The 25,050-nt window shown below is 54.3% G+C and carries 28 protein-coding genes; 7 read left to right on the top strand and 21 right to left on the bottom strand.

Annotation, left to right across the window (positions count from 1 at the left end):
• Positions 1–4: 4 nt before the first annotated feature.
• Positions 5–820 carry a sterol desaturase family protein gene (locus tag METMA_RS24655; RefSeq protein ID WP_020159871.1) on the bottom strand — a complete coding sequence of 272 codons (816 nt, stop codon included), beginning with the start codon at positions 818–820 and terminating at the stop codon, positions 5–7.
• Positions 821–1,222: 402 nt separating this feature from the next.
• Between METMA_RS24655 and METMA_RS0114750 the strand changes: the two genes are divergently transcribed.
• The 4 genes from METMA_RS0114750 (at position 1,223) to METMA_RS0114735 (ending at position 3,740) form a co-directional block, all read left to right on the top strand.
• Positions 1,223–1,798, top strand: a complete 576-nt coding sequence (locus METMA_RS0114750; RefSeq protein WP_020159869.1) for a hypothetical protein — start codon at positions 1,223–1,225, stop codon at positions 1,796–1,798.
• A 452-nt stretch (positions 1,799–2,250) separates the two neighbouring features.
• The gene (locus METMA_RS0114745) at positions 2,251–2,571 is read left to right on the top strand and encodes a rhodanese-like domain-containing protein (protein ID WP_020159868.1); all 321 of its coding nucleotides are present in this window, start codon (positions 2,251–2,253) and stop codon (positions 2,569–2,571) included.
• On the top strand, positions 2,561–3,031 hold the full coding sequence (locus METMA_RS0114740) for an ankyrin repeat domain-containing protein (RefSeq protein WP_020159867.1): 471 nt from the start codon (positions 2,561–2,563) through the stop codon (positions 3,029–3,031). The genes METMA_RS0114745 and METMA_RS0114740 overlap by 11 nt, the downstream gene beginning before the upstream one ends.
• A gap of 1 nt (position 3,032) precedes the next feature.
• Positions 3,033–3,740 (top strand): dinitrogenase iron-molybdenum cofactor biosynthesis protein, encoded by a 708-nt coding sequence (locus METMA_RS0114735; RefSeq protein WP_020159866.1) that lies wholly within the window; start codon positions 3,033–3,035, stop codon positions 3,738–3,740.
• 271 nt (positions 3,741–4,011) lie between these two features.
• Here METMA_RS0114735 and METMA_RS27030 read toward each other — a convergent pair whose 3' ends face one another.
• The 3 genes from METMA_RS27030 to METMA_RS0114715 form a co-directional block, all read right to left on the bottom strand.
• A complete protein-coding gene (locus METMA_RS27030) occupies positions 4,012–4,578 on the bottom strand; it encodes a hypothetical protein (protein WP_152565202.1) in 567 nt (188 codons plus the stop codon).
• 144 nt (positions 4,579–4,722) lie between these two features.
• Positions 4,723–5,418 (bottom strand): TVP38/TMEM64 family protein, encoded by a 696-nt coding sequence (locus METMA_RS0114720; RefSeq protein WP_232216362.1) that lies wholly within the window; start codon positions 5,416–5,418, stop codon positions 4,723–4,725.
• Between the two features lie 21 nt (positions 5,419–5,439).
• On the bottom strand, positions 5,440–6,390 hold the full coding sequence (locus METMA_RS0114715) for an LOG family protein (RefSeq protein WP_020159862.1): 951 nt from the start codon (positions 6,388–6,390) through the stop codon (positions 5,440–5,442).
• Positions 6,391–7,215: 825 nt separating this feature from the next.
• Between METMA_RS0114715 and METMA_RS0114705 the strand changes: the two genes are divergently transcribed.
• Entirely contained in the window at positions 7,216–7,650 is a 435-nt protein-coding gene (locus tag METMA_RS0114705; RefSeq protein ID WP_020159860.1) for a GlcG/HbpS family heme-binding protein, read from the top strand.
• Positions 7,651–7,854: 204 nt separating this feature from the next.
• Here METMA_RS0114705 and METMA_RS0114700 read toward each other — a convergent pair whose 3' ends face one another.
• The 4 genes from METMA_RS0114700 to METMA_RS0114685 all read right to left on the bottom strand — a co-directional run bounded on the left by METMA_RS0114700 (position 7,855) and on the right by METMA_RS0114685 (position 13,703).
• Complete coding sequence (locus tag METMA_RS0114700) at positions 7,855–9,411, bottom strand: prolipoprotein diacylglyceryl transferase (RefSeq protein WP_020159859.1); 1,557 nt, start codon at positions 9,409–9,411, stop codon at positions 7,855–7,857.
• A gap of 124 nt (positions 9,412–9,535) precedes the next feature.
• Positions 9,536–10,549, bottom strand: a complete 1,014-nt coding sequence (locus METMA_RS0114695; protein WP_020159858.1) for a Gfo/Idh/MocA family protein — start codon at positions 10,547–10,549, stop codon at positions 9,536–9,538.
• A 547-nt stretch (positions 10,550–11,096) separates the two neighbouring features.
• Complete coding sequence (locus tag METMA_RS0114690; RefSeq protein WP_020159857.1) at positions 11,097–11,459, bottom strand: exosortase system-associated protein, TIGR04073 family; 363 nt, start codon at positions 11,457–11,459, stop codon at positions 11,097–11,099.
• A 642-nt stretch (positions 11,460–12,101) separates the two neighbouring features.
• On the bottom strand, positions 12,102–13,703 hold the full coding sequence (locus METMA_RS0114685; RefSeq protein WP_020159856.1) for a tetratricopeptide repeat protein: 1,602 nt from the start codon (positions 13,701–13,703) through the stop codon (positions 12,102–12,104).
• Between the two features lie 202 nt (positions 13,704–13,905).
• On the opposite strand from METMA_RS0114685, the gene METMA_RS0114680 reads away from it, so the two are divergent.
• The gene (locus METMA_RS0114680) at positions 13,906–14,688 is read left to right on the top strand and encodes an aldolase (RefSeq protein WP_020159855.1); all 783 of its coding nucleotides are present in this window, start codon (positions 13,906–13,908) and stop codon (positions 14,686–14,688) included.
• A gap of 64 nt (positions 14,689–14,752) precedes the next feature.
• A complete protein-coding gene (locus METMA_RS0114675) occupies positions 14,753–15,643 on the top strand; it encodes a dihydrodipicolinate synthase family protein (protein WP_020159854.1) in 891 nt (296 codons plus the stop codon).
• A 143-nt stretch (positions 15,644–15,786) separates the two neighbouring features.
• Here the strand turns inward: METMA_RS0114675 and METMA_RS0114670 are convergent, their stop codons facing one another.
• The 13 genes from METMA_RS0114670 to nifS form a co-directional block, all read right to left on the bottom strand.
• Positions 15,787–16,062 (bottom strand): DUF6156 family protein, encoded by a 276-nt coding sequence (locus tag METMA_RS0114670; protein ID WP_020159853.1) that lies wholly within the window; start codon positions 16,060–16,062, stop codon positions 15,787–15,789.
• Positions 16,063–16,072: 10 nt separating this feature from the next.
• On the bottom strand, positions 16,073–16,375 hold the full coding sequence (locus METMA_RS0114665) for a hypothetical protein (protein WP_020159852.1): 303 nt from the start codon (positions 16,373–16,375) through the stop codon (positions 16,073–16,075).
• 2 nt (positions 16,376–16,377) lie between these two features.
• The gene (locus METMA_RS0114660) at positions 16,378–16,815 is read right to left on the bottom strand and encodes a SoxR reducing system RseC family protein (RefSeq protein ID WP_020159851.1); all 438 of its coding nucleotides are present in this window, start codon (positions 16,813–16,815) and stop codon (positions 16,378–16,380) included.
• Positions 16,816–16,991: 176 nt separating this feature from the next.
• A complete protein-coding gene (gene grxD, locus METMA_RS0114655) occupies positions 16,992–17,606 on the bottom strand; it encodes a Grx4 family monothiol glutaredoxin (RefSeq protein ID WP_020159850.1) in 615 nt (204 codons plus the stop codon).
• A 137-nt stretch (positions 17,607–17,743) separates the two neighbouring features.
• The gene (gene clpX / locus METMA_RS0114650) at positions 17,744–19,033 is read right to left on the bottom strand and encodes an ATP-dependent Clp protease ATP-binding subunit ClpX (RefSeq protein WP_020159849.1); all 1,290 of its coding nucleotides are present in this window, start codon (positions 19,031–19,033) and stop codon (positions 17,744–17,746) included.
• Positions 19,023–19,901 carry a nitrogen fixation protein NifM gene (gene nifM, locus METMA_RS0114645; protein ID WP_020159848.1) on the bottom strand — a complete coding sequence of 293 codons (879 nt, stop codon included), beginning with the start codon at positions 19,899–19,901 and terminating at the stop codon, positions 19,023–19,025. Before nifM ends, clpX begins: the two co-directional genes overlap by 11 nt.
• A gap of 2 nt (positions 19,902–19,903) precedes the next feature.
• Complete coding sequence (locus METMA_RS0114640; RefSeq protein ID WP_020159847.1) at positions 19,904–20,383, bottom strand: nitrogen fixation protein NifZ; 480 nt, start codon at positions 20,381–20,383, stop codon at positions 19,904–19,906.
• Positions 20,380–20,694, bottom strand: coding sequence for a nitrogenase-stabilizing/protective protein NifW (nifW, locus tag METMA_RS0114635; RefSeq protein WP_020159846.1), 315 nt, complete (start codon positions 20,692–20,694; stop codon positions 20,380–20,382). The genes METMA_RS0114640 and nifW overlap by 4 nt, the downstream gene beginning before the upstream one ends.
• Before the next feature lie 422 nt (positions 20,695–21,116).
• Entirely contained in the window at positions 21,117–21,662 is a 546-nt protein-coding gene (locus tag METMA_RS0114625; protein ID WP_020159844.1) for a hypothetical protein, read from the bottom strand.
• On the bottom strand, positions 21,663–22,454 hold the full coding sequence (gene cysE, locus METMA_RS0114620; RefSeq protein ID WP_020159843.1) for a serine O-acetyltransferase: 792 nt from the start codon (positions 22,452–22,454) through the stop codon (positions 21,663–21,665).
• Positions 22,454–22,624: a hypothetical protein gene (locus tag METMA_RS27535; protein WP_020159842.1), complete on the bottom strand. Its 171-nt coding sequence runs from the start codon at positions 22,622–22,624 to the stop codon at positions 22,454–22,456. The genes cysE and METMA_RS27535 overlap by 1 nt, the downstream gene beginning before the upstream one ends.
• Entirely contained in the window at positions 22,617–23,762 is a 1,146-nt protein-coding gene (nifV, locus tag METMA_RS0114610; protein WP_020159841.1) for a homocitrate synthase, read from the bottom strand. The genes METMA_RS27535 and nifV overlap by 8 nt, the downstream gene beginning before the upstream one ends.
• A gap of 77 nt (positions 23,763–23,839) precedes the next feature.
• A complete protein-coding gene (nifS, locus tag METMA_RS0114605; RefSeq protein ID WP_020159840.1) occupies positions 23,840–25,048 on the bottom strand; it encodes a cysteine desulfurase NifS in 1,209 nt (402 codons plus the stop codon).
• Positions 25,049–25,050: the final 2 nt, after the last annotated feature.

Raw genomic sequence — 25,050 nt, 5'->3', positions numbered from 1 at the left:
TTCCCTAATTGTTAAAGTGCAAAAATTCATTGATGACACTGTAGGTTCTCCTGGTCGTGCGAAAAAAATAAGCCATGGAATCCAGGGCGCTTACAAAGCCCATTTTCAGCAACTGCGTACAACTGGGATGTTGTATAGCCGCCAGCCCGATTTCCGCGGGGCGGGCATCCTGATAGGTGGCAAAAAGCCTGTCCCAAAACGAAAAGACGACGCCGAAATTTTTGTCGCGCTGGTTTAACGAGCGCGAATGGTGCAGCCTGTGTAAACGCGGCACGACAAATATTCTCGCGATCCGCTGTTCGTAAGGGAAAGTGATATTGGCATGCTGGAAAGTGACGAACAAAGCCACGATGCCTTCATAAAACAGAATGGTTACCGCGCTGAGCCCCATGGTAATAAAAAACAGGGTCTTGACGATGATGACCAAGATCAGGGACAGGGTATGAAAACGTACCGAGGTGGAGACATTCAAGCAGGCATCACTGTGATGGACCTGGTGAAAGCCCCAGAGAAGCTTGAAGGCATGCTCCGAGCGATGCCATAGATAGAGCGTTAAATCCATCAGTACAAACGCCAGCAGATATTTGAACGGCCCGTCGGGCATGTCGCTCAGCAGCCCGTGCCCTGAAAACCTGTCGACCAGCAAATACAGCGATTCGATAGATAAAAGCGCCAGGGTTATTTCATTAAATGCGAACAGTTTGAAGTTAGTCTTGTAGGACTCCCGCATTTTATCGGGAGGGTCTTTAAGGTAAGGCATGTTCTTTTCTGTTTTGATAAGAACAGCGAATAAAATCAGTGTCAGGAATATTAACCACATGGTTGACACCTCAACTTTAACGATCGTATCTCCACCCCAAAAGATACAAAAACCAATTTGCCAAAACCGTCAACGGTCTGGACAACATATCGGCAGTTGACGTTTTGTAGCATTTCCTACATTTTTATTGTTTGTATTGCCTCAAAGACCGCAACTGTTAGTTCTTTGAACAGTTTTCGCGTAAATTTGTTCAAAGAACATTTTCTGAAAAAAGCCCCGCTGTCGCTCACCGCTCCTGAATCGGCCAGCCTTCATCGCCTGTTTTTTTATAGTCGCTAGTAAATAGATAACTTTTGGCAAGCATTTTGCTAATCTCAAAATAAAGCGGGAAACCAGGATGCTGCCCAAACAACAGACAGCCCCAATCTCATTATTTAATCAAATGTTCAGGAGAAAAACACAATGCTACTCGACACTTACCAAGCGCAAGGATTATTGACTGTCACACTGGTGAACGGCCAGACCAGCGATACCGGTGTTTACGCTTACCGTGGCGATCTGGTTTTGAAGGAAGGTAAATTGCGTGAAGGCAGTACAAATACAAACGACCGCAACCCGCCCGAAGCTCTTTTGATTCACTCTGCCCTCGTGATTGAAAACGACAAGATCAAATTCATCAGCGGTTTGCTGGCGGAATTGAAATTACTGCCTTTATTCGTTGAAAAATATAAGGCCGACTTCGCCGAAGACTGCATCGCCCTGATTTATGTTGAAAATATCGGCAAAGGCATGCAAGTGGTCATGGAAGGCGTGACGTTTAAACTGCTTCCTTACAAGCAAGGCCTGGTGTGGAATGAACTGCTTGAAGAACTGTATATAGAAAAAAATGATTTAAAAGGCCAGTCCGCCGAAGACAAGGTGGCCACGGCTTACAGGGAGGCAAAAACCTATAAGCCGAAGACGGAGGTCGTGTCTTTTGAAGAAGCCGAAAAAAATACCATTGTCGTGATTAAAGAAGCGGCTGTCGGCGCGATTTAAACCGCTTTGGGTCGCACCAAAATGGTCGTTCAGCGAGGCAATCTTGGTGCAATTTATACATTTCGTTATAACCGCGATTTAAAGAAATATTTAACAAGTTATTGAAATTATGGGAATTAGTAACTTGGCACCATTAGTGCATCTTTAATGTGTAACCACTTTCATCGTCCTTCTCAATTTGCCCATGAAGCTGAGCTCGGCGTCTTATCTTTATAGATAAGACGCTTTTTTTTGCCTGACAAAACAGCACGTCCCCATAGGCTCGCCGCGAGAAAATTGGCAAATGTTTTGCTTATCTTCTGGACAGAACCTGCTGACATTGGCTAATTGATTGAAAGTGATAAACAAAAACTTTTCCAAATCCATTTTTGAGCGACAAAACCGAGCGATTGTCAGCTTTACTACAAACAGCCGTATTTTTATGAGGGTGACTTTAACGTCATGACACGCCGATGAAATATAAAAAAATCTCCGTTACCGATTCTGAGAAACTGATCAAAGACGCCCGCCCGATGATTCTGGACTGCCGGGACCTGAAAGACTACAAGGCCGGCCATCTGGAAGATGCGCTGCATGTGCACGAGGGTTTGAAAGAGTCGCTGATCAAACGCGGCGACAAACAGCGCAGCCTGTTGATTTATTGCTATTACGGCCATGCCAGCGAGCATCTTGCGGAATTCTTCGCCGACTTTGGCTTTAAGGATGTCTACAGCCTGGAAGGCGGCTATTCCGGCTGGAAAGAAAACCACAAGGGCGCCAGCGATGCAGCCTGAGATCGCGGACTGGCTACAGAACCATTATTTTTCCGTCAGCCATCCCTCTTCTCCCAACAATACCGGCATGTATCCGCTGATTTTAGCCTGCCAGCAAGGCCGCGACGATATCGTCGGGTTCCTGATCGCACATGGCGCCGATTTAAGCGTCACCGATCAATACGGCAATAATGCGCTGTGGGCCGCTTGTTACGCGCAGGATCTCGCCAGTATCGACGCCTTGATCGCCGCCGGTATCGATATCGATTACCAAAACGCCGCCTCGGGAGCCACCGCCTTGATATTCGCCGCTTCCAGCGGCCGGGAACAGGCGGTTGAACGCTTGCTGGCGGCCGGCGCCAATCCCGATCTGAAAACCCACGACGATTTCAGCGCCCTGGATCTGGCCTCGACAAGAAAAATACTGAAATTATTACGCACCCCCTCTCGCCCCCTACACCCACATTTATCAGGAGCTTGATATGGAATCCTTACCCCGTGAACTAGCCTTGCGCATCGCCCTGGCGACGCGCGTCCTGCCCGGCATCGGCGTGCCGAGATTGCTGGACATCCTGCATGAGCGCGCCGGCTCGCCGCTGAGTGATGAAAAACTGAAATCGATCACTGTCACCAATCTCAAGACCGGCATCGGCAGTCTTGATGGCGAGGAAGACGGCGAGGATATCGGCATCGGCCTTGAAAACATCAAGCTGGCGGTGCGCTATCTGTGGGGCGATGAAGCGGAAGATGAAAATCTGCCGGAAATCCAGCCCTATAAAGAAGGCGACATGCCCGAATCGATCCGGGTCGCCATCGGCTCGAACAGCGGCGCGCTGCTCAACGGACATTTCGGCTCCTGTATCCGTTTCCTGGTTTACCAGTTGTCGCGCACCGAGTGCAAACTGGTCGATATCCGCTCAACCATCGAAGCCGACAGCGCCGAGGACAAAAACCTGTTCCGCGCCAACCTGATCAAGGATTGCCATGTCCTGTTCGTGCAGTCGATAGGCGGCCCCGCGGCCGCGAAAGTCATCCGCGCCGATATCTACCCGATCAAGGAGCCCGAAGTTGTTGAAGCGCTTGATAAACTGAAGGAATTCCAGAAAGTATTCGACGCGCCGCCGCCCTGGTTTGCCAAAGTGCTCGGGCGCTCCGCCGAAGAGCGGGTACGGTTTAGCCATGCGAGCTAGGAGGTAATGATTTACTGCTGTTACGCACGAATCGTTTTATGTTTTGTTTTACTGCGAACATTGCGGTACCTGAATCGCGGTGTAGGTGCGAATTTATTCGCACAGTCCGAATGAATTCGCACCTACACCAGAAATTCATCCGCGCACTTGAGGAAGTTATTTTTGTGCGTGTTCCTAAATCAATTGCCCGCGTAACATCAGTGACTCATCAAAACAAAATTGTCAGAGTACTGATGATTATGGTCGAAGCCAGATAGCCCATTGCAACAGTTCATTGAACCGGAGTATTCAGATTGCTTTTATCGCCGATATACAAGATGGTCTGCCAGTTTTGATCTTTGAAATAACGAATTGAGACAATCGTCTTGGACCCCTCTTTGCTGAATCGGGTATGTTCTCCCCCGGAAGCGGTCGTATTGGTCTGGGCTGTCCATTGCGTTCCCAAGCACCGTTCCAGGATGCCTTCCCCTTTATGAAAATCGGCTTGCGCTCCCTTCATGCCGTTATGTGATTTCCATTCGCAATAATAATTGCTTAAACCGGCAGCCCATTCCCAGACCTGACAGTTATTAGCGCCAGGAAACAATATCGTTGCATCCCAAAGGATCATTCTTCGAGTGACGCTTTTGTTTTTCCTGTACCTGGCAAACTTATCAGGATGCGCGTCTATCAATTCTTGCAGCTGAGTACAAATCTGTTGTTCCGGCACGGCTTCCGACTTGGCTTCTTGTTTAGGCTTTGAAACGGAACATGAAGTTGAAAGAAGCGTAATCGCACAGGCCAAAATCAAAATAACCGATGGGGTCAATCCGGCTGGACTGGATGACTTTATCTTCATGATTATCTCCTTATGATTGAAATTTTCACTCGACCTGGAGTTTATACCCAGCACACCGGGAAAAAGTTCGCCTGCCGGGGAAATAGCGCCGTTTTAGACGATCCATGTCAATTCCGCTATGCAGGTCGAAGCAAGCTTATCGCGTCACTTTTCCCTATCGTTATCGATATGCAAATCCTTAAGCGCTTTGCCGGCTAATTTCGAGATATAAAACATGATTCCCAGTGTAAGCAACAACCCGGCCGCCAGTAACGGATACGGCACCGTCGGTTGTGCCGAGGCGCCGCTGGCCCACCCGGCCAGATGCTTGGTTGTGTAACCGATATAGACCAAGGCCAGGTTGTAAATGAATATGCCGCTGGTTGCCGTCAGATAAGGCCAAAATCGGACCGGGGCAATAGCAAAGGCATAACTGAGCAACGCAAACGGCAGCGGCGTCAAGCGCAATAGAAACATTAATTTGAAAGGCTGATCGGCCAAGGCTGAATTCAGAGCGGCAATTTTTTTATGCCTGGCAATAAAACTGACCACTTTCTGCCTGAATAAATAACGCCCCAGTACAAATATGAGTGCTGCCGCAAGATAAGTGGCAATGACAATGTAAAACGTACCGGCACCGATGGAAAATAGCAGGCCCGCGGCAAAACAAAGTGCGTCGACAGAGACAAAAAAAGGCGTCAGTACTACGAATAAACCGATAAAGCCCAGCGGCGCCCAAGGCCCCAGATTTTTAACCCAATGCTCGAGATCCGGAAGATGCAATTCCAGTTGATGTCCGATCACCAGTAAAATTCCGACAATTGGCACTAAAAGCAATAATTTTCGGGTCAATTCGTTCATATCTTTCCCCATAAGCAGTTATCAAAACAGCGGCTTGCCGTTGACCTTATGCCAATCGAGAATGCCCTGCCAGATTTCCTCGGCGGTTTCCGCATACCAGAACAGGTCCCGATCCTCGATATCGATCACGCCTTCATCGACTAAAAAATCGATATTGAAAGCCTGCTTCCAATACGCCTCGCTGACCAGAATCACCGGCACCTGCTGAATTTTGCGGGTTTGCATCAACGTCAGCGTTTCAAACAATTCGTCAAATGTGCCATAGCCGCCCGGAAACACTACCAATGCCTTGGCCCGCAATAAAAAATGCAATTTGCGCATGGCGAAATAATGAAACCGGAAACAAAGATCGGGCGTGATATAGGGATTCGGAAATTGCTCGTGGGGCAGATTAATGTTCAGGCCCACCGATTTGGCGTCGACGTCGTAAGCGCCGCGATTGGCGGCCTCCATCATGCCCGGGCCACCGCCGGTCATGATCACGCACTGGCAATCGGTCGGGCCTTCGCCGGATTGGCCGACTAAACGGCCGAACTCGCGGGCGACATTATAAAAACCGCTTTTGGCATAGATGCGTTCGGCGATCGCCAGTTTTCTTTTTAACTCCGGATCGTCCGGCCTATTTTCCAGTACCGCCTGCAAGGCTTCGACTTTCCGCTTCGCACCGCCCGGTTCCTTGATCCGGGTGCCGCCGAACACGACGATGCTGTGCTTGATCCGGTTCTCCACCAGCAGACGTTCGGCTTTTAAAAAATCGACCTGCAAGCGGAAAAAACGCAGATCGTCCTGATAGAGAAAATCGAGATCCTGATCGGCTTGCCGATAACTGGGACTGGCGAGAATTTTCTTCAGCCGTTGCGGAGCTTCCGGGTCCTCCTCGGCGGGTTTCGGCGTCTCCCAGGGCAAAGGCTCCAGTCTCGGGCTGGTGCCCGGCTTTAAATCAGGTGATTCGGATTTTACGTGATTAGCCATAGGACTCGCCTCTTCCATTTTTATTACGATTAAATGTTTCAAGCCATTCTCAACCCATCACGGCCTGGATAACAATCAATTTAGTTAGCTGAACAAAATCCTGACCGATGTTATGCGTACATTCGGTTAATGAGTACGTGCAGGACGGGTTGGCGCTTCAGCGGGAACCCGGCCCAGGCGGCTTTGAACGCTGGCTTTATCAACCCGGCCTACCGCTATTAAAACCGCACGGCCTGTGCGTAACATCAGATCCTGAATACTAAGTCTTAGTGTCATTTCTGACTGTTTCATTCCGGATAAAACGCGCGGGACTACTGTAATATATAGCGTTACATCGCCTGTTCAGGCCTGAAAAAATACAGTAGGGTACGAGGCTGTGAAAGAATTAGTAAAAAACGTCATAAAAAGCCTTATTCACCACGAAGATCACGAAGGACACGAAGAAAAAATTAACTTAATCAAAAACTTAAAACTTCGTGCTCTCGATTGCTGTTCCAGACGCAATTCTACCGCCTCCATCCTTGGAGGCGTTCGTGTCCTTCGTGGTTAAATCCTTTAAATTGAATACTTTCACAGTCTCGTACGCATTGGGTACCTTTTCCAACGGTTCCGGTGAATGCCATCCCAGAAGGTACGCACTGCGTACCCTACCGAATTTATGGATACCTCTGGCGCCCTGCCGGTCAGTGAATGGCTTGTTTTCATGGCGACGCATGCCTGAAGGCAATGTTTCCAACTAATGAATAACGCTGTAAGTATTTGCCCGTCTTGTCCTGCTTTCTTTTATCGTGCTAACTTTGCTGGAAAATACCGGAGGATCAAAACATGCACGTAACCTATGAACAGGCTGAAAAGGCGATCGCCGCAGCCATTGAAGAAGCCAAAAGAATCAACACGCAGATGTGTATCGCGGTAGTGGACTCCGGCGCCGATCTCAAGGCGTTCGTGAGAATGAATAATGCCTGGGTCGGTAGCGTGGACATCGCTATCAAAAAAGCCAAGACGGCTTGCTTCTTCGGTATGAATACCGGACAGATCGGCGAGCTGTCACAACCGGGCGGCAAGCTTTACGGCATTGAGCATTCGAACAATGGCCTGATCACGTTTCCCGGCGGCATTCCCATCGTGGATGAAGAGGGCAATCTGATCGGCGCGCTCGGCGTCAGCGGCAGTACGGTGGAAAATGACCATCAGGTTGCCAAGGCCGGTGTTGAGGTCATCGGCGTTACCGATCTGCCGGCACATCCCTGGCGGACTTGAGTTCAGGATTAACAGTAAAGCGGATTGCAGGGTTGATTGTATAAGCGGCAAGGTATGCAGCGCATACCCTGCCGCTTAGGATTGAGTCGTCAATCATGTCCCTGTCTAAGCATAGGATGTGCCGACGACAGGAGGCGCACTTGTGCCCTTTAGGGTATCGTTCGCGAGCGATGCCAGCATAAAACAGATAACCGTCCTATTCAGCTAACCTTGCATCCGCTCCAGCCGTTCCGCCAATTTGGTACAGACCAAGGTATCGTGATGGCGTTTCAGCACTGAATCAGTCGGGCTATCCGGCAGCTCGGACTCAATCTGGGTCTGAAGATTAGACAGGAAATGGCGCCTGAGAATCGAGTCCTCCGGTATGCCGGTCTTGCTTTCCACCCGAACGAAGGCTTCATTACGCATGGCGGGCTCTGCCTTGGCTTCAGGTTGACTGCTTTGAACGACGGACGGCTTGCTGGCCGCCACCTCGACCGCGCGTTCTTGCGGCACAGGCGCCTGTTCCCGACTTTCCTGAGCCGATGGCCAATCCAGTTGCATTCTTATCATGGTTTCATAATGCCGGCGCAACATGGAATCGGTGGGATAAGGGTTGGTCAGGGCTTCGCGATCGGCCTGCAGCTGTGTCAGATAGTGCCGCCTGAGCACGGAATCCTCGGGCAGCCACGCTTCATTCACTGTTTCGGTTTCGGCCTCGGCCTGAATCTCATCATAAGTTGCTACCGAAGATGACTCACGCTCGGATGCGATTTCATTTTCCAGACTGTGAATGGCCGCCTGGCCGCTGGCCGCATTCTGCCGCCGGCTCTCTTCCCGCGTCGGCACCTCTGCCTCGCTGACCTGTAGCGATGGCTCGTCCACCTGGATTTTCACCATGGCATCATAGTGCCGGCGTAGCGTCGAATCAGTGGGATAAGGGTTGGTCAGGGCTTCGCGCTCGGCCTGCAGCTGTGTCAGATAATGCCGTCTGAGCACGGAATCCTCGGGCAGCCACGCTTCATTCACTGTTTCGGTTTCGGCCTCGGCCTGAATCTCATCATAAGTTGCTACCGAAGATGACTCACGCTCGGATGCGATTTCATTTTCCAGACTGTGAATGGCCGCCTGGCCGCTGGCCGCATTCTGCCGCCGGCTCTCTTCCCGCGTCGGCATCTCTGCCTCGCGGGCCTGTAGCGACGGCCCGTCCACCTGGATTTTCACCATGGCATCATAATGCCGGCGCAGCGTCGAATCGGTGGGGTAAGGATTGGTCAGCGCTTCGCGCTCGGCCTGCAGCTGTGTCAGATAGTGCCGTCTAAGCACGGAATCCTCCGGCAACCAGTCGGCCGGCAGTTCCTCGCGCCCGACCGACGGAGCCGGTTCCGGTGTCGGCGCTTTGGCTTTCTCGACAGCCACCGGCGCCTCCTCTTTAACCGCAACCGGCTCCGGTTTTTGCATCGGGGCTTCGGCTATTTTAGCCTCTTCTTTCAGCGCCGCCGGCGTCTCCTCTCTAACCGCAACAGAGGCCGGTGCCGCCGTTTGTTCCTGGACGGCATGCTGACGCCGGTCCTCGATACCCGCCTGACGTCTGTCAATGACCGGTCGGACGGTTCCGGAATCGCCAGACCGGTTTTCCGCGGCCGCGGGCGCGCTTTCGGTTTTCCGCAGGCCTGGCTTTGCCGTCCTGTTTTTAAACGCTTTCCGTCTGATCAAGTAGCGCTTGACCACCCAGAACATAAGAATAATTGCCAACGCGGCCAGTATAAGTAACGCTTCCATAGTAACCTCCCCTCTCTGATTAATAGAACCCCGTCTGACCGACAACTTCCAATCAGCCCATCAGGGCCGTTGGTTGCTTCATTTACAGACAGGCCATATCGTTTGTTCTTCAGCAAAAAGTACTTTAAGTTAATGTTACCCGCTGTCCCTGAGCGGCGGACTGCAAGGCTGCGACAATAGTCTTGCAATTGATTTTGGCATCATCGAGCGACAACAGCGGCGGCTTGCCATTCAGCACGCAGTCGCCGAAGTGTTCGATTTCCAGCCGAAAATGGTTGGCGACCGGCAAGCGTTCCTCGCATTGCCGCCCGTCTTCGGTCCACCAGGAAATCACCGGCACATCGCCGGGCAACTGCCAGACCGTATGGCATTTAATGCCGCCTTTTGTACCGGTCACCTCGTATTCGCACCGGCGCGCCCGCTCAAAACTGAAATCGAAATGCGCGAACTTGCCATCGCCGAAATCCATGATGCCGCTGGTGGTTATATCGGCGCCGCTTTCGACATACTTGGCCATGGCCGTTACCGCCAGCGGCGCCTGATCGAAAAACAGGCGCGCGGAATGAATGGCATAGCAGCCGATATCCCACATGGCTCCGCCGCCGCGCTCGACACTTTCCGCCAGCCGGTACATGCGTGCGGGCCGCATCATGAACGAATAGCTGGCACGCACCGAACGGATCTCGCCGATAAGGCCCGAATGGACCAGTTCCAGCACTCGCGCATGCTGGGGATGAAATCGGTACATGAATCCTTCCATGACGGTGACGTAACGGCGATACGCCGCCGCCTTGATCGCCTCGATATCGGCCACCGTCAACGCCATCGGTTTCTCGCACAGCACATGCTTACCCTGCTCGATCGCGCGCAACGCCCATTCCGCATGCTCGTGATTCGCCATGGGCAGGTAAACGGCCTGAATATCGGGATCTTGAAGCAACTCGTCCAGGTCATCATACACATGGATGCCCTGCAGCCCGGGTGCATACTTCGCCAATGTCTGCGCGGCCGCGCCGGGACGCCGGCTGGCAATCGCCACCAGTTCCGAGTTCCCCGCCTCCGCGATGGCAGGCAACAGACGCTCATTGACGCGCGCAGCCCCCAGAATGCCCCAACGTAATTTCGAATTGTTGCCCATAAGAATCACCTTTGTTTACCAATTGTGTATGCATTATATCCAGACAGGCTCAGTTCACAACATCGGTGTTAAGAATAAAAGAGTTTGTCAAGACCCGAATTCAGTCTGGGCTTTAGTTATACAGGCAGGACAGGCAAGAAAGCGAAGCCATGACTGAAGCATTTTTTGCCGTCCGGTTGGTGCATTCCGGAAGCTTTTTTATGGCGTGCATTGTCTGTTGTGGCTTTCCAGAAGACAGCGGCACTGAATATCAGAAGTTGATTGCACCACAGAAGACACAGAGGGCACGGAGCGTATAAGCTACTTTGGAGCTTTTCAGAAAACCCGGCATAAGGGCTTCGACATGCCGGGTTTATCAACCCAACCTATGAGCTCTGTGTCCCCTGTGGCTATTTATTAACTTGGTCTAAAAATGAATGTTTTCACGGGTGCAATTGGCTTCGGAGCAGACCGGGCTTTCCGCAAAGCTCCCGCTCAATCCGCGGGCTGACGGGGAAGGGAAGAAGAAAAAAATCTCCCCGAACGAGTCGGGGAGAGAAAATGGCTGTTATTTGAAAGTCCCGCCGTAAGTCGTGGATTGATCGAATTCAGACCAGGCATATTTAGGCTCGACCATGCTTTTAGTCGGGATCGGACTGGTGATTACGTCAAATACGCCCGATGCGGTTCTCCCTAACGTATGCAATGTACCCATTATCAGTCCACCGGTTGCGCCGACGATCGGATTGGTATCCTTGCTGGTGTTGACAATATTTTTAGGAACTTCGCCAATCCCGGTAAAAATATTGGCAAATCCTGTTAAAAACTTGTCGCTCGTTTGATGCAAATAACTTTCATCGGCTTGGCTGGCCGGGGCGTATAAGCCGCATGACAAAACCAAAGCCAACCCGATCGATTTGAATTTGTGCATAAATCACTCCTAAAATTATTATTAATATTGTATCGAATCGCTATTACAGTATAGAGCAACGGATTTGGCCCGTCAAAACCTGGGCGCTGTTGATATTTGAAGCCGCAGGATTCCGGGTTTCAGAACTCGAACCGGGCTCAAATTGAACGGTTCACAGCCCCGCAGGAAAAAACACCGCATCTTTTAATTTGGTGGACAATTTGGCTGAACCTTGAAAAAGGTACGAGACTGTGAAAGTATTCAATTTAAAGGATTTAACCACGAAGGACACGAAGAGCACGAAGTTTTAAGCTATTGATTAACTTAATTTTTCTTCGTGTCCTTCGTGATCTTCGTGGTGAATAAGGCTTTTTATGACGTTTTTCACTAATTCTTTCACACTCTCGTACGCTATGCGTACCCTACTTCCAGGCCGGGTTTCCGCAGAGCGCCAACCCCTGCGAGCACGCGGATAGCTGCATCAGGCGTCCTGAGGCATGAAAGCCTCTGTTAAGGAACGGAAATAAAATAAGACGCCGAAGAGTTGGCGTCCCTCTTGATCTCTGTTACCGGCATTACAAAATTGAATACCTGGCTTGCAATGATCGAGGAGTCCATACATGGGTTGATAAACCCGGCATTTCGCAGCCGCCCAGCGACAAGCTACGCGGCAGGCTTAACGTCAAACGCCACGCAGACCCGCTCCTGGTCGGACTGGAAAGGCAGGGTGCGATGGAACAGCGAGGAAGGAAACAGCACCAGATCGCCCACCTGCACATCGGCTATCCGGCTCGGAAAGTCGTCGTGCAGCCTCGGATAATCGTCGCCGTCGGTGCTGTAGGCAAAACTGCCCTCATGGTCGGCGATCCGGTCAGGCAGTTTGAGGTAGACGCAACCGCTGATCCAGCCTTCCTCATGAATGTGCGAGCTCAGGTAACCGCCTTGTTTCATGCGCAAATACCAGGAACTGGTAAATTCGATGTGCTTGGGAAAGTCCACGATCAGTCGATCGCTTGCGCCCGCGTAATGCCGCCGGTATTCGAGAATCTTCCCGCGAATCAGCGCCGCAAGCTGCTGAAAGGAATGCTCGGAACGCTGCAGCAAGTTGCCGGCGGATTGTATGCCGTAATACAGTCGCCCCTGCTTTCTTTCGGCGATGGCCAGATGCTGGATGTCGTGCAGCAGGTCCTGAAGCAGCGGATTTCCGGGACGGGTCAGTTCATCGATGTGCGTATGCCGCACGTAGTCCATCGGCGCCGCGCAAAACCGGTAGGGGTTTTCCTGACGGAAATTGGTCGCGTAGTGGGTCGATAAAGCCCCGAGCAGAACGGTGGTCTTCCGGGCCTTGGCGGTCAGCGCCTCAAAGCGCTGCTTGAAAAGCTCGAACTGTCCGGTTTTGTACAGGCATTGCAGCGCCCGCTCCTTGCTGTCGGCGAAGTCGGATGCCTCGAAATACGGAATGGCGTCATCGAGCCGACCGGCAAGACACAGGTACTCGCCCAGATTGTATTTGGCCCGGTCATGGTCAGGCTGGACCTCGATGGCCTTTTTATAACAACGGATCGCTTCATCCATCTCGCCGCGGTCGCGCAAGGTTTCGCCCAGCGAATTCCAGGCATCGGCAAATTGGGGTTCCAGACTGACGGTTTGCCGAAACTGCCGGACCGCCTCCTCGTGCTGCCCCAGCCCGTACAACACTGTTCCGAGATTGAAATGCCCGCGCGCATCGGCATTGAGCGCCAGGGCCTTGCGGTAGCATTGTTCGGCTTCCTCGAGCCGGCCCTGCTGTTGCAGGAGCGTGCCGAGATTGCCCAGCGCCGCGAAAAAACCGGGCTCGATGGCCAGCGCTTTTTGATAATGTTGCTCGGCTTCCTTCAACATGCCCCGGGCTTGCAGCAAGGTGCCCAGGTTGAAGTGCGCTACCGTCAGGTTCGGTTTGAGCTGAAGCGCTTTCCGGTAACTGATGATCGCCTCTTTGGCCTCATCGAGCTGGGTGTAAAGCACCCCGAGATTGAAATGGACTTCGGCAATACGCGGATCGATCGCCAGCAGTTTCCGGAAACTGCCCACGGCCTGACGATGCTTGCCCTGCCCTTGCTGACAGAGCCCGAGTATGTTGTACAGGATGGGTGCCTTGGCGTGCTTGCCGAGCATCGATTGCGCCATCACTTCGGCCTGCTGCAAACGCCCGCCCTGGAAGAACTGATGCAGCGTCTGCAATTCGGCGGGAGACGGCTGGCTCAGTTGTTTCGGTTGCTTTTTCATCGAAAATCAACTCAATCGTAGTAACAAATGACCGGATTCTAACGCAATGCGCAAACACTGTCAGCTCTCCAAAGCGCAGTCAATGCGTGGCGCATGGCTCGCAAAGGAAGCGCTTCATGGCGCCGTACGTGAAAAGGAACTACCCGGTATTGCGGCAGTCAGACCCCTAAATTCAATCTTTGCAAGCGGAGGGTTACACGATATGGCCGAAACATTATCCACCTCGAAAGCCGAACTTGTCGCCAAGGCGCATGAGCAAATGCAGCGTGAACTGGCCGAAAGTCCGTGGAGCATGACCGAGAAACTGGCGCTCACGTGCCGGATTCTGTTCGACGCCGGACATGATTCCGGTTTGGCGGGACAAATCACCGCACGGGCTGAAAAACCCGGCACCTATTACACGCAGCAATTCGGTTTCGGCTTCGATGAAATCAGCCCATCCAATTTGGTGCTTGTGGATGAGGACCTGAATGTCCTCGAGGGCGAGGGCATGCCTAATCCCGCCAACCGTTTCCATACCTGGGTGTACCGTGCGCGCCCCGACGTCAACTGCATCATTCACACCCATCCGCTGTATATTGCCGCCCTGTCCATGCTGGAGACGCCGTTAGTGGTGTCGCATATGGATATGTGCCCGCTGTATGACGACTGCGCCTTTTTGAAAGACTGGCCGGGCATACCGGTTGGCAATGAGGAAGGCGAGATTATCTCAAAAGCGCTAGGCGACAAGCGGGCGGTTTTGTTGTCCCATCACGGCCAGCTGGTGGCGGGCAGCACCATTGAAGAAGCCTGCGTGCTTGCCGTGCTGCTCGAGCGGGCCGCGAAAATGCAGATGATCGCCATGGCCGCCGGGGAAATCAGGCCCATACCGGAAGCCTTCGGCCGCGAAGCCCATGACTGGATATCGACCCCGAAACGCAACCAGGCGTCCTTTGCCTACTACGCCCGCCGCGCATTGCGGAATCATCCCGATTGCCTGGATTGACGACTTTAACAAGCCATGCGCTTTTATTCAGGCCTGTATTTCACTCACCAGAAAGGCGTTTATCATGTCAAACACTCTTTTCAAAGGCATTATCTCTTACCCGATTACACCGTTTCGCGCGGAAGACGGCGGCGTCGATCTTGAAACCCTGGGGCGCTTGATTGACCGCCTCATTCAAGACGGCTCCCATGCGATCGCGCCGCTGGGCAGCACCGGCGAGAGCGCTTATCTGAACGATAATGAATGGGACGAAGTGGCGGAAGCCTCGGTGGCGCAGGTCGCCAACCGCGTGCCGGTTGTGGTCGGGATATCGGACCTGACGACGATGAATGCCGTGCGCCGGGCAAAATTCGCCGAGAAGGCGGGCGCCGACGCGGTCATGGTCTTGCCTATTTCCTACTGGAAACTCAGCGAGCGGGAAATCTTTCAGCATTACCAGACCATCTGCGAGGCCATCAGTATCCCGGTCATGGTTTACAACAACCCTGCCACCAGCGGTATTGATATGGCGCCGGAACTGATCGTGCGCATGGTCAAGGAACTCGATAACGTCACCATGGTGAAGGAAAGCTCCGGAGATATTCAGCGCATGCACAAGCTTTATCACCTCTCCGACGGGGAAATTCCGTTCTATAACGGCAGCAACCCCTTGGCGCTGGAAGCATTTGCCGCCGGCGCAACCGGCTGGTGCACCGCGGCGCCCAACCTGATTCCCGAATGGACGCTGCGGCTCTACGAGGCTAGCGTTGCCGGTGACCTGATACAGGCGCGCGAGGTCTTCTACAAACAGCTGCCTGTGCTGCAGTTCATCCTTAAAGGCGGCCTGCCCACCACGATCAAGGCCGGCTTGCAGATATGCGGTTTTGAGGCGGGCATTCCGCGCCATCCCCTGCTGCCTCTGGACAACGCCGGCCAAAACGAGCTGGCCGAAATGCTCAAGCAGCTGAATGGCTGATGGTTATGCCGAGGCCGCCAATGGTTTAAGCACAGCCTGGCAGGTTGGGTTGATAAACCCAGCATTTCGAAGCCCTTTAAGCTGGGTTTCCGCAAGGCTCCAACCCAGCCTACCCGCCAGGGCATAAATGCCCCTACCGTTAATTAAAACTCAAGCTCGCGCTCCTCGTCATCTTCAATGATCAGCGCGTGTCGCAATGCACCGCTGTCATCATACCGGTAGCGGTGCTCGGATTCGACTTCGCCGTAGACGATCTTCTGGCATATCAGCAGGCGGTCCTGGTCATCGAAATAGCCGCGATAAAAGGTGTTGCGGTTATGCAAGCCGTCTTCGGTCAGTTCGTTGACCAGCTTTAACGGCAGTTTGATGCCGCTGTAGCTGACAAAATGGCGGCGTATGAGTGACGGTTCCTGGTTCATGAGCTCGATGTCAAGAAAATAAGTGGGTGGTGATAATCTCCAATACCTGATCCAGCGACAGGTTTTCATTTTCGCCGATGATATTGTGCTCGGAGATGGGGTATCTAAGATCGATGCCGTAGCATCCGCGGTTCTGCGCGAACGTATAGACATAAGCCGAAACGGCGGGATCATGGGGCAGGCATAGCTCGATCGCCTGACGATTTTGCTCCCGGGTTTTCAATGCCAGGGTGTTTTCGCCGTATAGGCGCACCAGCTCCAGAAGCAACAGCTTCAGCGTGATATCCTTATCGATAGCCCAGACATTGACCATGGTTAAACTTTTTTCAGCACGACAGGCCTTGCGCAATAGATCATTGAAAACAGCTTCTGCAGCCTGTTGATCAGCCACATCGTCAGCAACAGGCCGAGCAAGGCGCTGCCGGCCATCCACAGATCGGCATGGGGGCTGGTATCGGCCAGCAGCCAGTCCGCAATGCCGGCGCCGGCGAACATCGCCAACAGCGGCAGCAGGTATAACAGTAACGAGGCCTTCAGCACCAGGCCTTCATCGACGGCGACGAGAACTTCATCGCCCACGCGCAGACTGATCCGGCTGTCGACGGCAACGGCTTTTTTGCCGACCACGCCACTGATCGCCGAGGTCGAACACGAGGTACTTTGCTTGCACGCCGCGCATCCGCTGCTCTGCCGGCTTTCGACCCAGACCTGGTGGTTTTCCGTCTTTACGACGACGGCTAATTCTTCAATCATGGTACGTTCCCATTAACGGGTGTTGGAAAGGCAGGCATTCAATTGTAGGGGCGAACCTATGTGTTCGCCCTTGCTCAACGGTTTCCCCTCGGCCAATGGTTTCCCGATAACCTGTCGTGCACCGGATACAGGGCGGACACGCAGGTCCGCCCCTACATGAGCGCCTGTAGCCAACCTTAACCTTGTATCTGCAGCAGGCCCGAATCCTTGCTCGGCTGCCCTGCCTGCCATTCATCGGGCGTATAGGCCTTGACGCTGACCGCGTGCAGTTTGCCCGAGGCCAGCGGCTCTTTCAGCGTCTCCAAAACCATTTGCTGTTCTTTTACCGGCGTCAGATCCGCGAATTGCCCGCTGACGACGATGAGCGACAGATCACAGCCGGTGCCTTCGACGAACACCTGCGCATCGGCGATGCCCTGGCGCACCAGCTTTTCAACCTCGGCGGCGCTCAAGGCATCGTCGACCGGCTGTTCGCTCTTGACTGACACCTGCTGCAGCAAGGTCTGCAAGCTGCCATCATTGGCCATTCCCTCGATAATGTCGCAGCCGCCGACCAGTTCACCGTTGACGAACAGTTGAGGATAAGTCGGCCAATGGGAAATGCTCGGCAGTTTTTCGCGGATGAAAGGCGCCTGCAGCACATTGACATAGGCATAGGACACGCCGGTATCGTTGAGATAGCCTACGGCCTTGGCGGAAAACCCGCACTGCGGCTCGGCCGGTATGCCTTTCATGTAAATAATGATCGGATTGGATGCCAGTTGCTGGCGGATTTTGTCTTCGGTTTTCATAGTGTTCCTGTATTCCTGTTGGATTGGATTCAAAACAGCATCCGATGTCGATTTTATGCCCCCCGTGGGAGCGATGCCCTCATCGCGACTGGCGGAGGTCTTTAGTCGCGATGAGGGCATCGCTCCCACAGCGGTTATTACGATGCCTGTTGCCTGATTTTGACCTCGTCTGTTTCAATCACGTCTTTTTCGATCAGCTTGATGTCGCCCTCGCCCTTGACGACGGCGGCATCGATGATGCACTGCTCGACATTCTCGCGCGACGGAATCTCAAACATGGTTTTTCTGAGAATCTGTTCCAATATGCTGCGCAGGCCGCGTGCGCCGGTTTCCCGCTCGATGGCCTTGTTGGCGATTTCCACCAGCGCATCCTGCTGGAAGGCCAGATCCACGCCCTCGTAGGCGAACAGTTGCTGATACTGGCGCACCAGCGCGTTTTTAGGTTGGGTCAAAACCTGTATCAAGGCGTCCACATCCAGCGGTTCCAGCGGCGCCAGCACCGGAAAGCGGCCGATAAATTCGGGAATCAGGCCGAATTTGCGCAAATCGCTGGGCTGCGTGGCGTTCAGCATCTCTTCAAGCGCCGGCTTGGTGTCCGGATTGGTCACGGCGGCATGAAAGCCGATGGCCGTATCGGTCGGCACCAGGCGTTTCTCGACGTGCTTTTCCAGACCCGGGAACGAGCCGCCGGCGATAAACAGGATATTGCGCGTATCGATGATGATGTCGGCGCCGTCCTTGCCGCGGCCCTTGGACGGCACTTTCACTTGCGAGCCCTCGACCAGCCTCAGCAATGCCTGCTGCACGCCCTCGCCGGAGACGTCGCGCGTGCCGGTCTGCTGCTCCGGGCTACGGGCGATTTTGTCGATTTCATCGAGGTAAACGATGCCCCATTCGGCATTGCCGATATTGCCGTTGGCCACGTCCAGCAGCCGGACCAGGATATTCTCCACGTCGTCGCCGACATAGCCGGCCTGCGTCAGCGTGGTGGCATCGGCCACCACGAACGGCACACCGACGATCTTGGCCAGGGTGCTGGCCAGCAGGGTTTTGCCGGTGCCGGACGGTCCGATCAGCAGGATATTGGATTTGCCGATTTCCACGTCCTTGTCGTACTCGCCCAGCCCCGCGTCGCCGCTTTCGTGCTTAAGCCTTTTGTAGTGGTTGTAAACCGCGACCGACAATATCTCCTTGGCCAGATGCTGACCGATGATGTATTGATCCAGATACTCCTTGATCTTGGCCGGAATCGGCAGCGGCCCCTGCATTTCGGACAACTCCTTTCTCCGGCTCCAGCTCGAGACGACCTGGCTGGACAACAGGACGCAGGCCTCGCAAATACAACCTTCGGCACCGGCGATCAGCGGCACCGAAGCCGATTGTTCGATACCACAAAAAGAACAGTGTTTAGTTTCTTTATCCGCCATAGCTATTTCCCTCGGGTTCAGCGACCGGTAAATTGGCCAGCCAGGCGCGCTGGCAGTTGCGCCTGTAGCGTTCTTTCATTAACTGGCGTATTTTCGGCGTCGCATTTTTTAATGAGATGGTTTCCGCTCTGTGTATCTGTTTGCACAGCAGGACGTGAAAGCCGATTTCCGACTCCACGACCTCGCTGATTTCGCCGGCCTTTAAATTGAACAGCACGGCATCCAGTTCGGGATACAGCTTGCCGCGCGGCACTTTGCCCAGCGAGCCCCCATTCAGAGACGTCGGGCATTCGGAATGCTTCAAGGCCAGTTCGGCGAACTTATGCGGTTTCTTGTGCAGTTTTGCGCAAATTTCCTGAATTCTGGCCTCGGCATTCTCGCGCGTGTTTTCGGGATAATCCGGGTTGATGCTGATGAAGATATGGCAAGCGTCGCGCAATTCGGGACGGTTGAATTTCTCGGCATGCAAATGATAATAAATGCCGATTTCGACTTCGTTGACCTCGGGCGCACGCGCGGCAACCGACTCCAGCACCGCGTTCACCTTGCACTGCCGGTACAGCGCCTGGCGCAGCGTTTCTTCGGTCAGCCGGTTTTTCGCCAGATCGCTCAGGAACTCGCTCTCCTCTTCGTAACGATCGCGAATTTCCTTGTAGGCCATCTGCAATTCACGCTCGGGAATGATCACGCCCGAGGCTTCCGGCGCGCCCAGCACCCGGCTTTCCAGCTTGTACTCATTCCTGGCCTGCGCTTGCGCCCGCTTCAGCTCGGCCGGCTCCAGCTTGTCCGGTGCTTTCTGATACATCGCGAGCGAAGCTCTCAATAAGGTGTAGGGTTCTGTCCGGACCGGTTTTTCAACGGTTTTCATGGTCAAACCTCCGGCTCGCTAAAAGATTCGGGATGGGCGGGCGCCAGGGCCGATTCAGGCACTTGCAGCATCCGGCCGGTGAAACTGACGTGGTACTGGATATCCTCGCTGTCTCTGATGACTTTGAAGATTTCCCCCGGCGTGCCTTTCGGGTACAGGACCTTGCCCTGCATGCCGATGTCCACCGTGCAGACCACCTTGTCCCTGAATTCGAATCGGCTCGGATTCCAGGGCTCATCGGCGCTGATCAGTTCTTCCATCCGGCAGCCGACCATGCGGCCATGGTCGAGAAAATGCACCGTGAAAATAACCTGGTCCTGCAGAAAGGTGCCAACTTCGACCACGTTGCCGACGCTGCCGCGCCGGATCAGCAGATGGCCCACGTCCAGGCCCGGATAAGTGCCGTCGTTGCGGATGTTGCGCGTGACGCGCACCGCTTCGCCGAATTCAAACCGGCCTTCGTCAAAGCGTTCAGGGTTCATGTCTTAATATCGCTCAAGGAAACAAACGCGGTTTGCGGCTCGCCCATGGAGAAGACCTTGAATACTTTCTCGGTCTGGGCATCGGATTCGACGAAGTCCTGATAGGCGCGCATCAACAGCCTGCTGTATACGGCGCGTTTGGCCTCTTCGCCGTCCGGCATGCTGTCCGCGGTTTTTTGCAGATAGTCGTGGAAACGCTGCAGGATGTGCAGGCGGTTTACGTGCACGACGCGTTGATCGTATTCCAGTTGGAAATACTGCATAAAGTCTTCGGCAGATTCCAACTCTTCCATTTCTTCTTCAAAACTCATCGCTTTTCTCCAGATATTTTTAAATAGGGCCGACCAGTGAGACATCCTGAAACAGCAGGTACAGCGCCAGCAGCACAAACAGGACGGTCATCGTGACGGTCATCAGCATGGAATAAGGTTTTTCGTTCGACATGACGGCCTCCTAAAAAGAATTTGGTTAAAAATGGCTTCCTGGTCCACTGATGAAATCAGCTTGTAGGGTACGCATCGCGTACCTTTTTAAAGCTTGGCGGCTCATCGCAACTCCGAACAGGTACGAGACTGTGAAAGTATTCGTTTTTTGAAATTTTAACCACAATATATTGTGCATTTGATATTTGTATATAACAGCATATAGACATTGAAGAGAAAAATGCTGAATACTTTCACAGTCTGGTACGCTATGCGTACCCTACGAATTACTACGAAGCGCAGGGGCGATTTCAATCGCCCAGGGCGAATACCCTCTGGGGCACAAGTGAATTCGCCCCTACAGTCTCGGCCCTGCACTGATGCAGCAATTCCAGCAACCCCTTTGCGCCGATGCGGTCCATGCGATCCAGTTCGACCAGCTTTTCGAAAATCGACTGGCTTAAATCCAGTTTATGCAGGCGCATGTTTAAAAAGCCGATGGCTTTCAAAGTAAACAAATACATCCGGACCCGCGTCAGCAAATCGGGCGACACCTCGTCGATATGGCGCTGTTGCAGCGCTTGCCAGTCCTCGGGAAAGCCGATCATGGGCCTGAGCACTTCCAACGCCTTATCGGTCGCGCTTAAGGCATCTTCCAGCCGGTGCTGGTAGTAATAAAAACGGTTCAGCGCCACCAGCACGTTCAACGACTCCGGCGCCAGGAAATAGGCCCTCAGCAGGGGCAGCTCGGCATCGCTGCTGTAATCTTCGGCCGCTTTTCTGATCAGCCCCTCGACCTCGGGCGCATCCGGCCGGTCGAAATACAAATCCTTCGCTTCAAAATCGAGCAGATCCATTTATTCCCCCACCGCGCGTTTCATGACTATTTCCTGCTCGTTGGCGCATAGGCTCTCCGCTTCGCACTCCTCGCAGTGATGCTCGTGCAGGACCTTGCTGGTTTCGGTCTGTCTGGCTTCCAGCTCGTCGATGCGGTCCATCAGGCAGCTGATAGCCTTGCCGACCGGATCGGGAACCAGATGATGGTCCAGATCGATGCCATGCCGGTTCTGTATCTTGGTGCCCTTGCTTTGTATGACGCGGCCGGGGATGCCCACGACCGTGCAGCAGGGCGGCACATCCTTGACCACCACGGAGTTCGCCCCGACGCGCACGTTGTCGCCCAGGGAGATGGCGCCCAGCACCTTGGCGCCGGAGCCGACCAACACGTTGTTACCCAGCGTCGGATGACGTTTTTCCTTGTTCCAGGTGGTGCCGCCCAGGGTCACGCCGTGGTAGAGCGTGACATCATTGCCGACGATCGTGGTTTCGCCGATCACAACGCCCAGGCCATGGTCGATGAACAGGCGCCGGCCGATGGTCGCGCCGGGGTGGATATCGACGTTGGTCAGCATTCTGGCGACCGACGCGAGGATGCGCGCCGGCAATTTCCAGCCGGCTTGCCATAATCGATGATTCACCCGATGAAACAGCGTCGCATGCACGCCCGGATAAGTCAGCAGGATTTCCCAGACACTGTGCGCGGCCGGATCGCGGGCGAACACGCAGTGAATATCTTCATGCCATTGCGCCATCAGACTTAGCGGCGCGGTCCCGCTGTTGTCGCGCTTATCAAGGGCCGTGGAAACCATCAGCTTAGGCTCCAGCTCGTTTTGCCGGGCACCGGCGGCGCGGGTATCCTGAAAAAGGAACCGGGATAGCGATCATCGCCCTGCTCCTGCCGGTGGGATGCCGCCGGCAGCGGTTGCCGGGGCACTTCAACGGTTTGGTCCGCTACGGGTTGTTTGTATTGATCATTCATAGCAATAGCCTCCGGAGAGATTTTGATGAAACTGGTTCAGGTCGGCAGCGGTCGGCGAGGTTTTCGTCCGGCTGACGAACAGGCGGACCTCGGTCAGCAGTTGCTGCGCCTGCAGGCGCGTCAGTTGAATGCCCAATTGTCGATAGGCATGCATGACGCCGCGCGTGCCCGAGTGCTTGCCCAGGACCAGTTGGTGGCTGCGTCCGACGATAGCCGGATCGACGCCCTGATAATTGTTCGGGTCTTTCAGCAGGCCGTCGACATGGATGCCCGCTTCATGACTGAATACGGCCTTGCCGATCAGGCTCTTGCGACTGCCGATGGCATCGCCGGAAGCGCTGGCGACCAGCTCGGATACAACGGTGAACCGGGACAGATCGATCCCGGTTTCGAGGCCGTATAGCTGCTTCAGACCGACCACGACTTCTTCCAGCGCGGCATTGCCGGCCCGCTCGCCCAGTCCGTTGACCGTGGTGTTCAGATGGGTGGCACCGGCCATGGCCGCGGCCAGGGTATTGGCCGTGGCCAGCCCCAGATCGTCGTGCGCGTGCATTTCGATTTCCAGATCGGTTGCGGCACGCAGGGTCTTGATCGTTGCAAACACGCCGAACGGTTCCATGATGCCGACCGTATCGGCGAAGCGGATGCGGCTTGCTCCCGCTTTTTGGGCGGCTTCGGCCATTTTTATCAGAAACCCGGTATCGGCGCGCGAGGCGTCTTCCATGCCGACACAGACCTCCAGGCCCAGGTCGCGCGCTTCGCGGACACAGGCGGCAATGGTCTTGAGCACCCATGACCGGCTTTGTTTCAGCTTGTGTTTGATATGCTGGTCCGACGCTGAAATCGACAAATCGACTTTATCGACATTAAGATTCAGGCAGGCCCGCAAATCCTCGCGCCGCATTCTGGACCAGACCAGCAGTTTCGAGGGCAACCCCAGGGCCGCGATGGCTTTGATCTCCTCGCGCTCAAACTCGCCCATGGCCGGAATACCGATTTCCAGTTCCGGCACACCCAACGCCGCCAGCTGGCTGGCAATCGCCAGCTTTTCCTCCAGCGAAAAGGCGACGCCGGCCGATTGCTCGCCGTCCCTGAGCGTGGTGTCGTCAATGATGATGGTGCGAGGTTGAGTGTTCATAATTCACGTAGGGTACGCACCGCGTACCATTTGTTGAGTTTTAATCAAGGTACGCGGTGCGTACCCTACATTTTCTATCATGCATACGTCGGCTGGAACGCCTGCTCAGGATTGGCGACCGGTCCGTTGCCGTCCCAGTAAGGCGACAGCTTACGCAGGTTGGCGGCGATGTCGGGCATCACTTTCAGCACCTCGTCGACTTCCTCCATCGTGTTGTAGCGCGAGAACGAGAAGCGAATGGTGCCGTGCGCGGCCGTATAAGGGATATCCATGGCCCGCATCACATGCGACGGCTCCAGCGATCCCGAGGTGCAGGCCGAGCCGCTGGAGGCGGCGATGCCGGCTTTGTTCAGCAGCATCAGAATGGCTTCGCCCTCGATATATTCAAACGCGATATCGGTGGTGTTGGGCAGGCGGTTTTCGACGTCGCCGGTGATAAAGCAGTTCGGGATCAGCTCGACAATGCTGCGTTCCAGCCGGTCGCGCATGGCTTTGACTACGGTGTTCTCGTGTTCGATATTCGCCAGCGCCAGTTCGCAGGCTTTGCCGAGGCCGACGATGGCCGCCGAATTTTCGGTGCCGGCGCGCCGTCCGCGCTCCTGATGGCCGCCGCGCAGCAACGGACGGAATCGCGTGCCGCGCCGCAGGTACAGCACGCCGATGCCTTTGGGCGCGTGCAGCTTGTGGCCGGACAACGACAGCATGTCGATCTTGGTGTCCTTCAGCATCATCGGAATCTTGCCGACCGCCTGGACCGCGTCAGTGTGGAACATGACGCCGGCGGCATGGGCCATCTCGGCCATTTCCACGACCGGGAACAGCGTGCCGGTTTCGTTGTTGGCCCACATGACCGAGACGATGGCGACACGATCGGACAACAGGCTCTTGTAAGCGTCCAGATCCAGGCGCCCGATCTTGTCCACGGGCATCCGGTGGATGGTGTAGCCTTCTTTTTCCAGATACTCGCACAGGCTCAATATGGCCGGATGCTCGACCGTCGTGGTAATGATTTCCTTTCTGTCAGGCTGCGCCTTGATGGCGGACAAAATAGCCGTCGAGTCGGATTCGGTGCCGCAGGAAGTGAAGATGATCTCCGAATCGTGTTCGCAGCCTATCAACTCCTGAACCTGGTGGCGCGCCTGCTTGATGCCCTTGGCGACGCCGTCGGCGAAGCGGTGGATGGATGACGGGTTGCCGAACTGTTCGGTGAAGTACGGCAACATCGCTTCAACCACCAGCGGATCAACCCGCGTGGTGGCATTGTTATCGAGATAGATGGCGTTCATGG

It is taken from the genome of Methylobacter marinus A45 (assembly GCF_000383855.1).
Taxonomy (GTDB): Bacteria; Pseudomonadota; Gammaproteobacteria; order Methylococcales; family Methylomonadaceae; genus Methylobacter; species Methylobacter marinus.
Note: the sequence above shows the minus strand (reverse complement) of the source record. Positions and strands in the feature narration are given on the sequence as shown.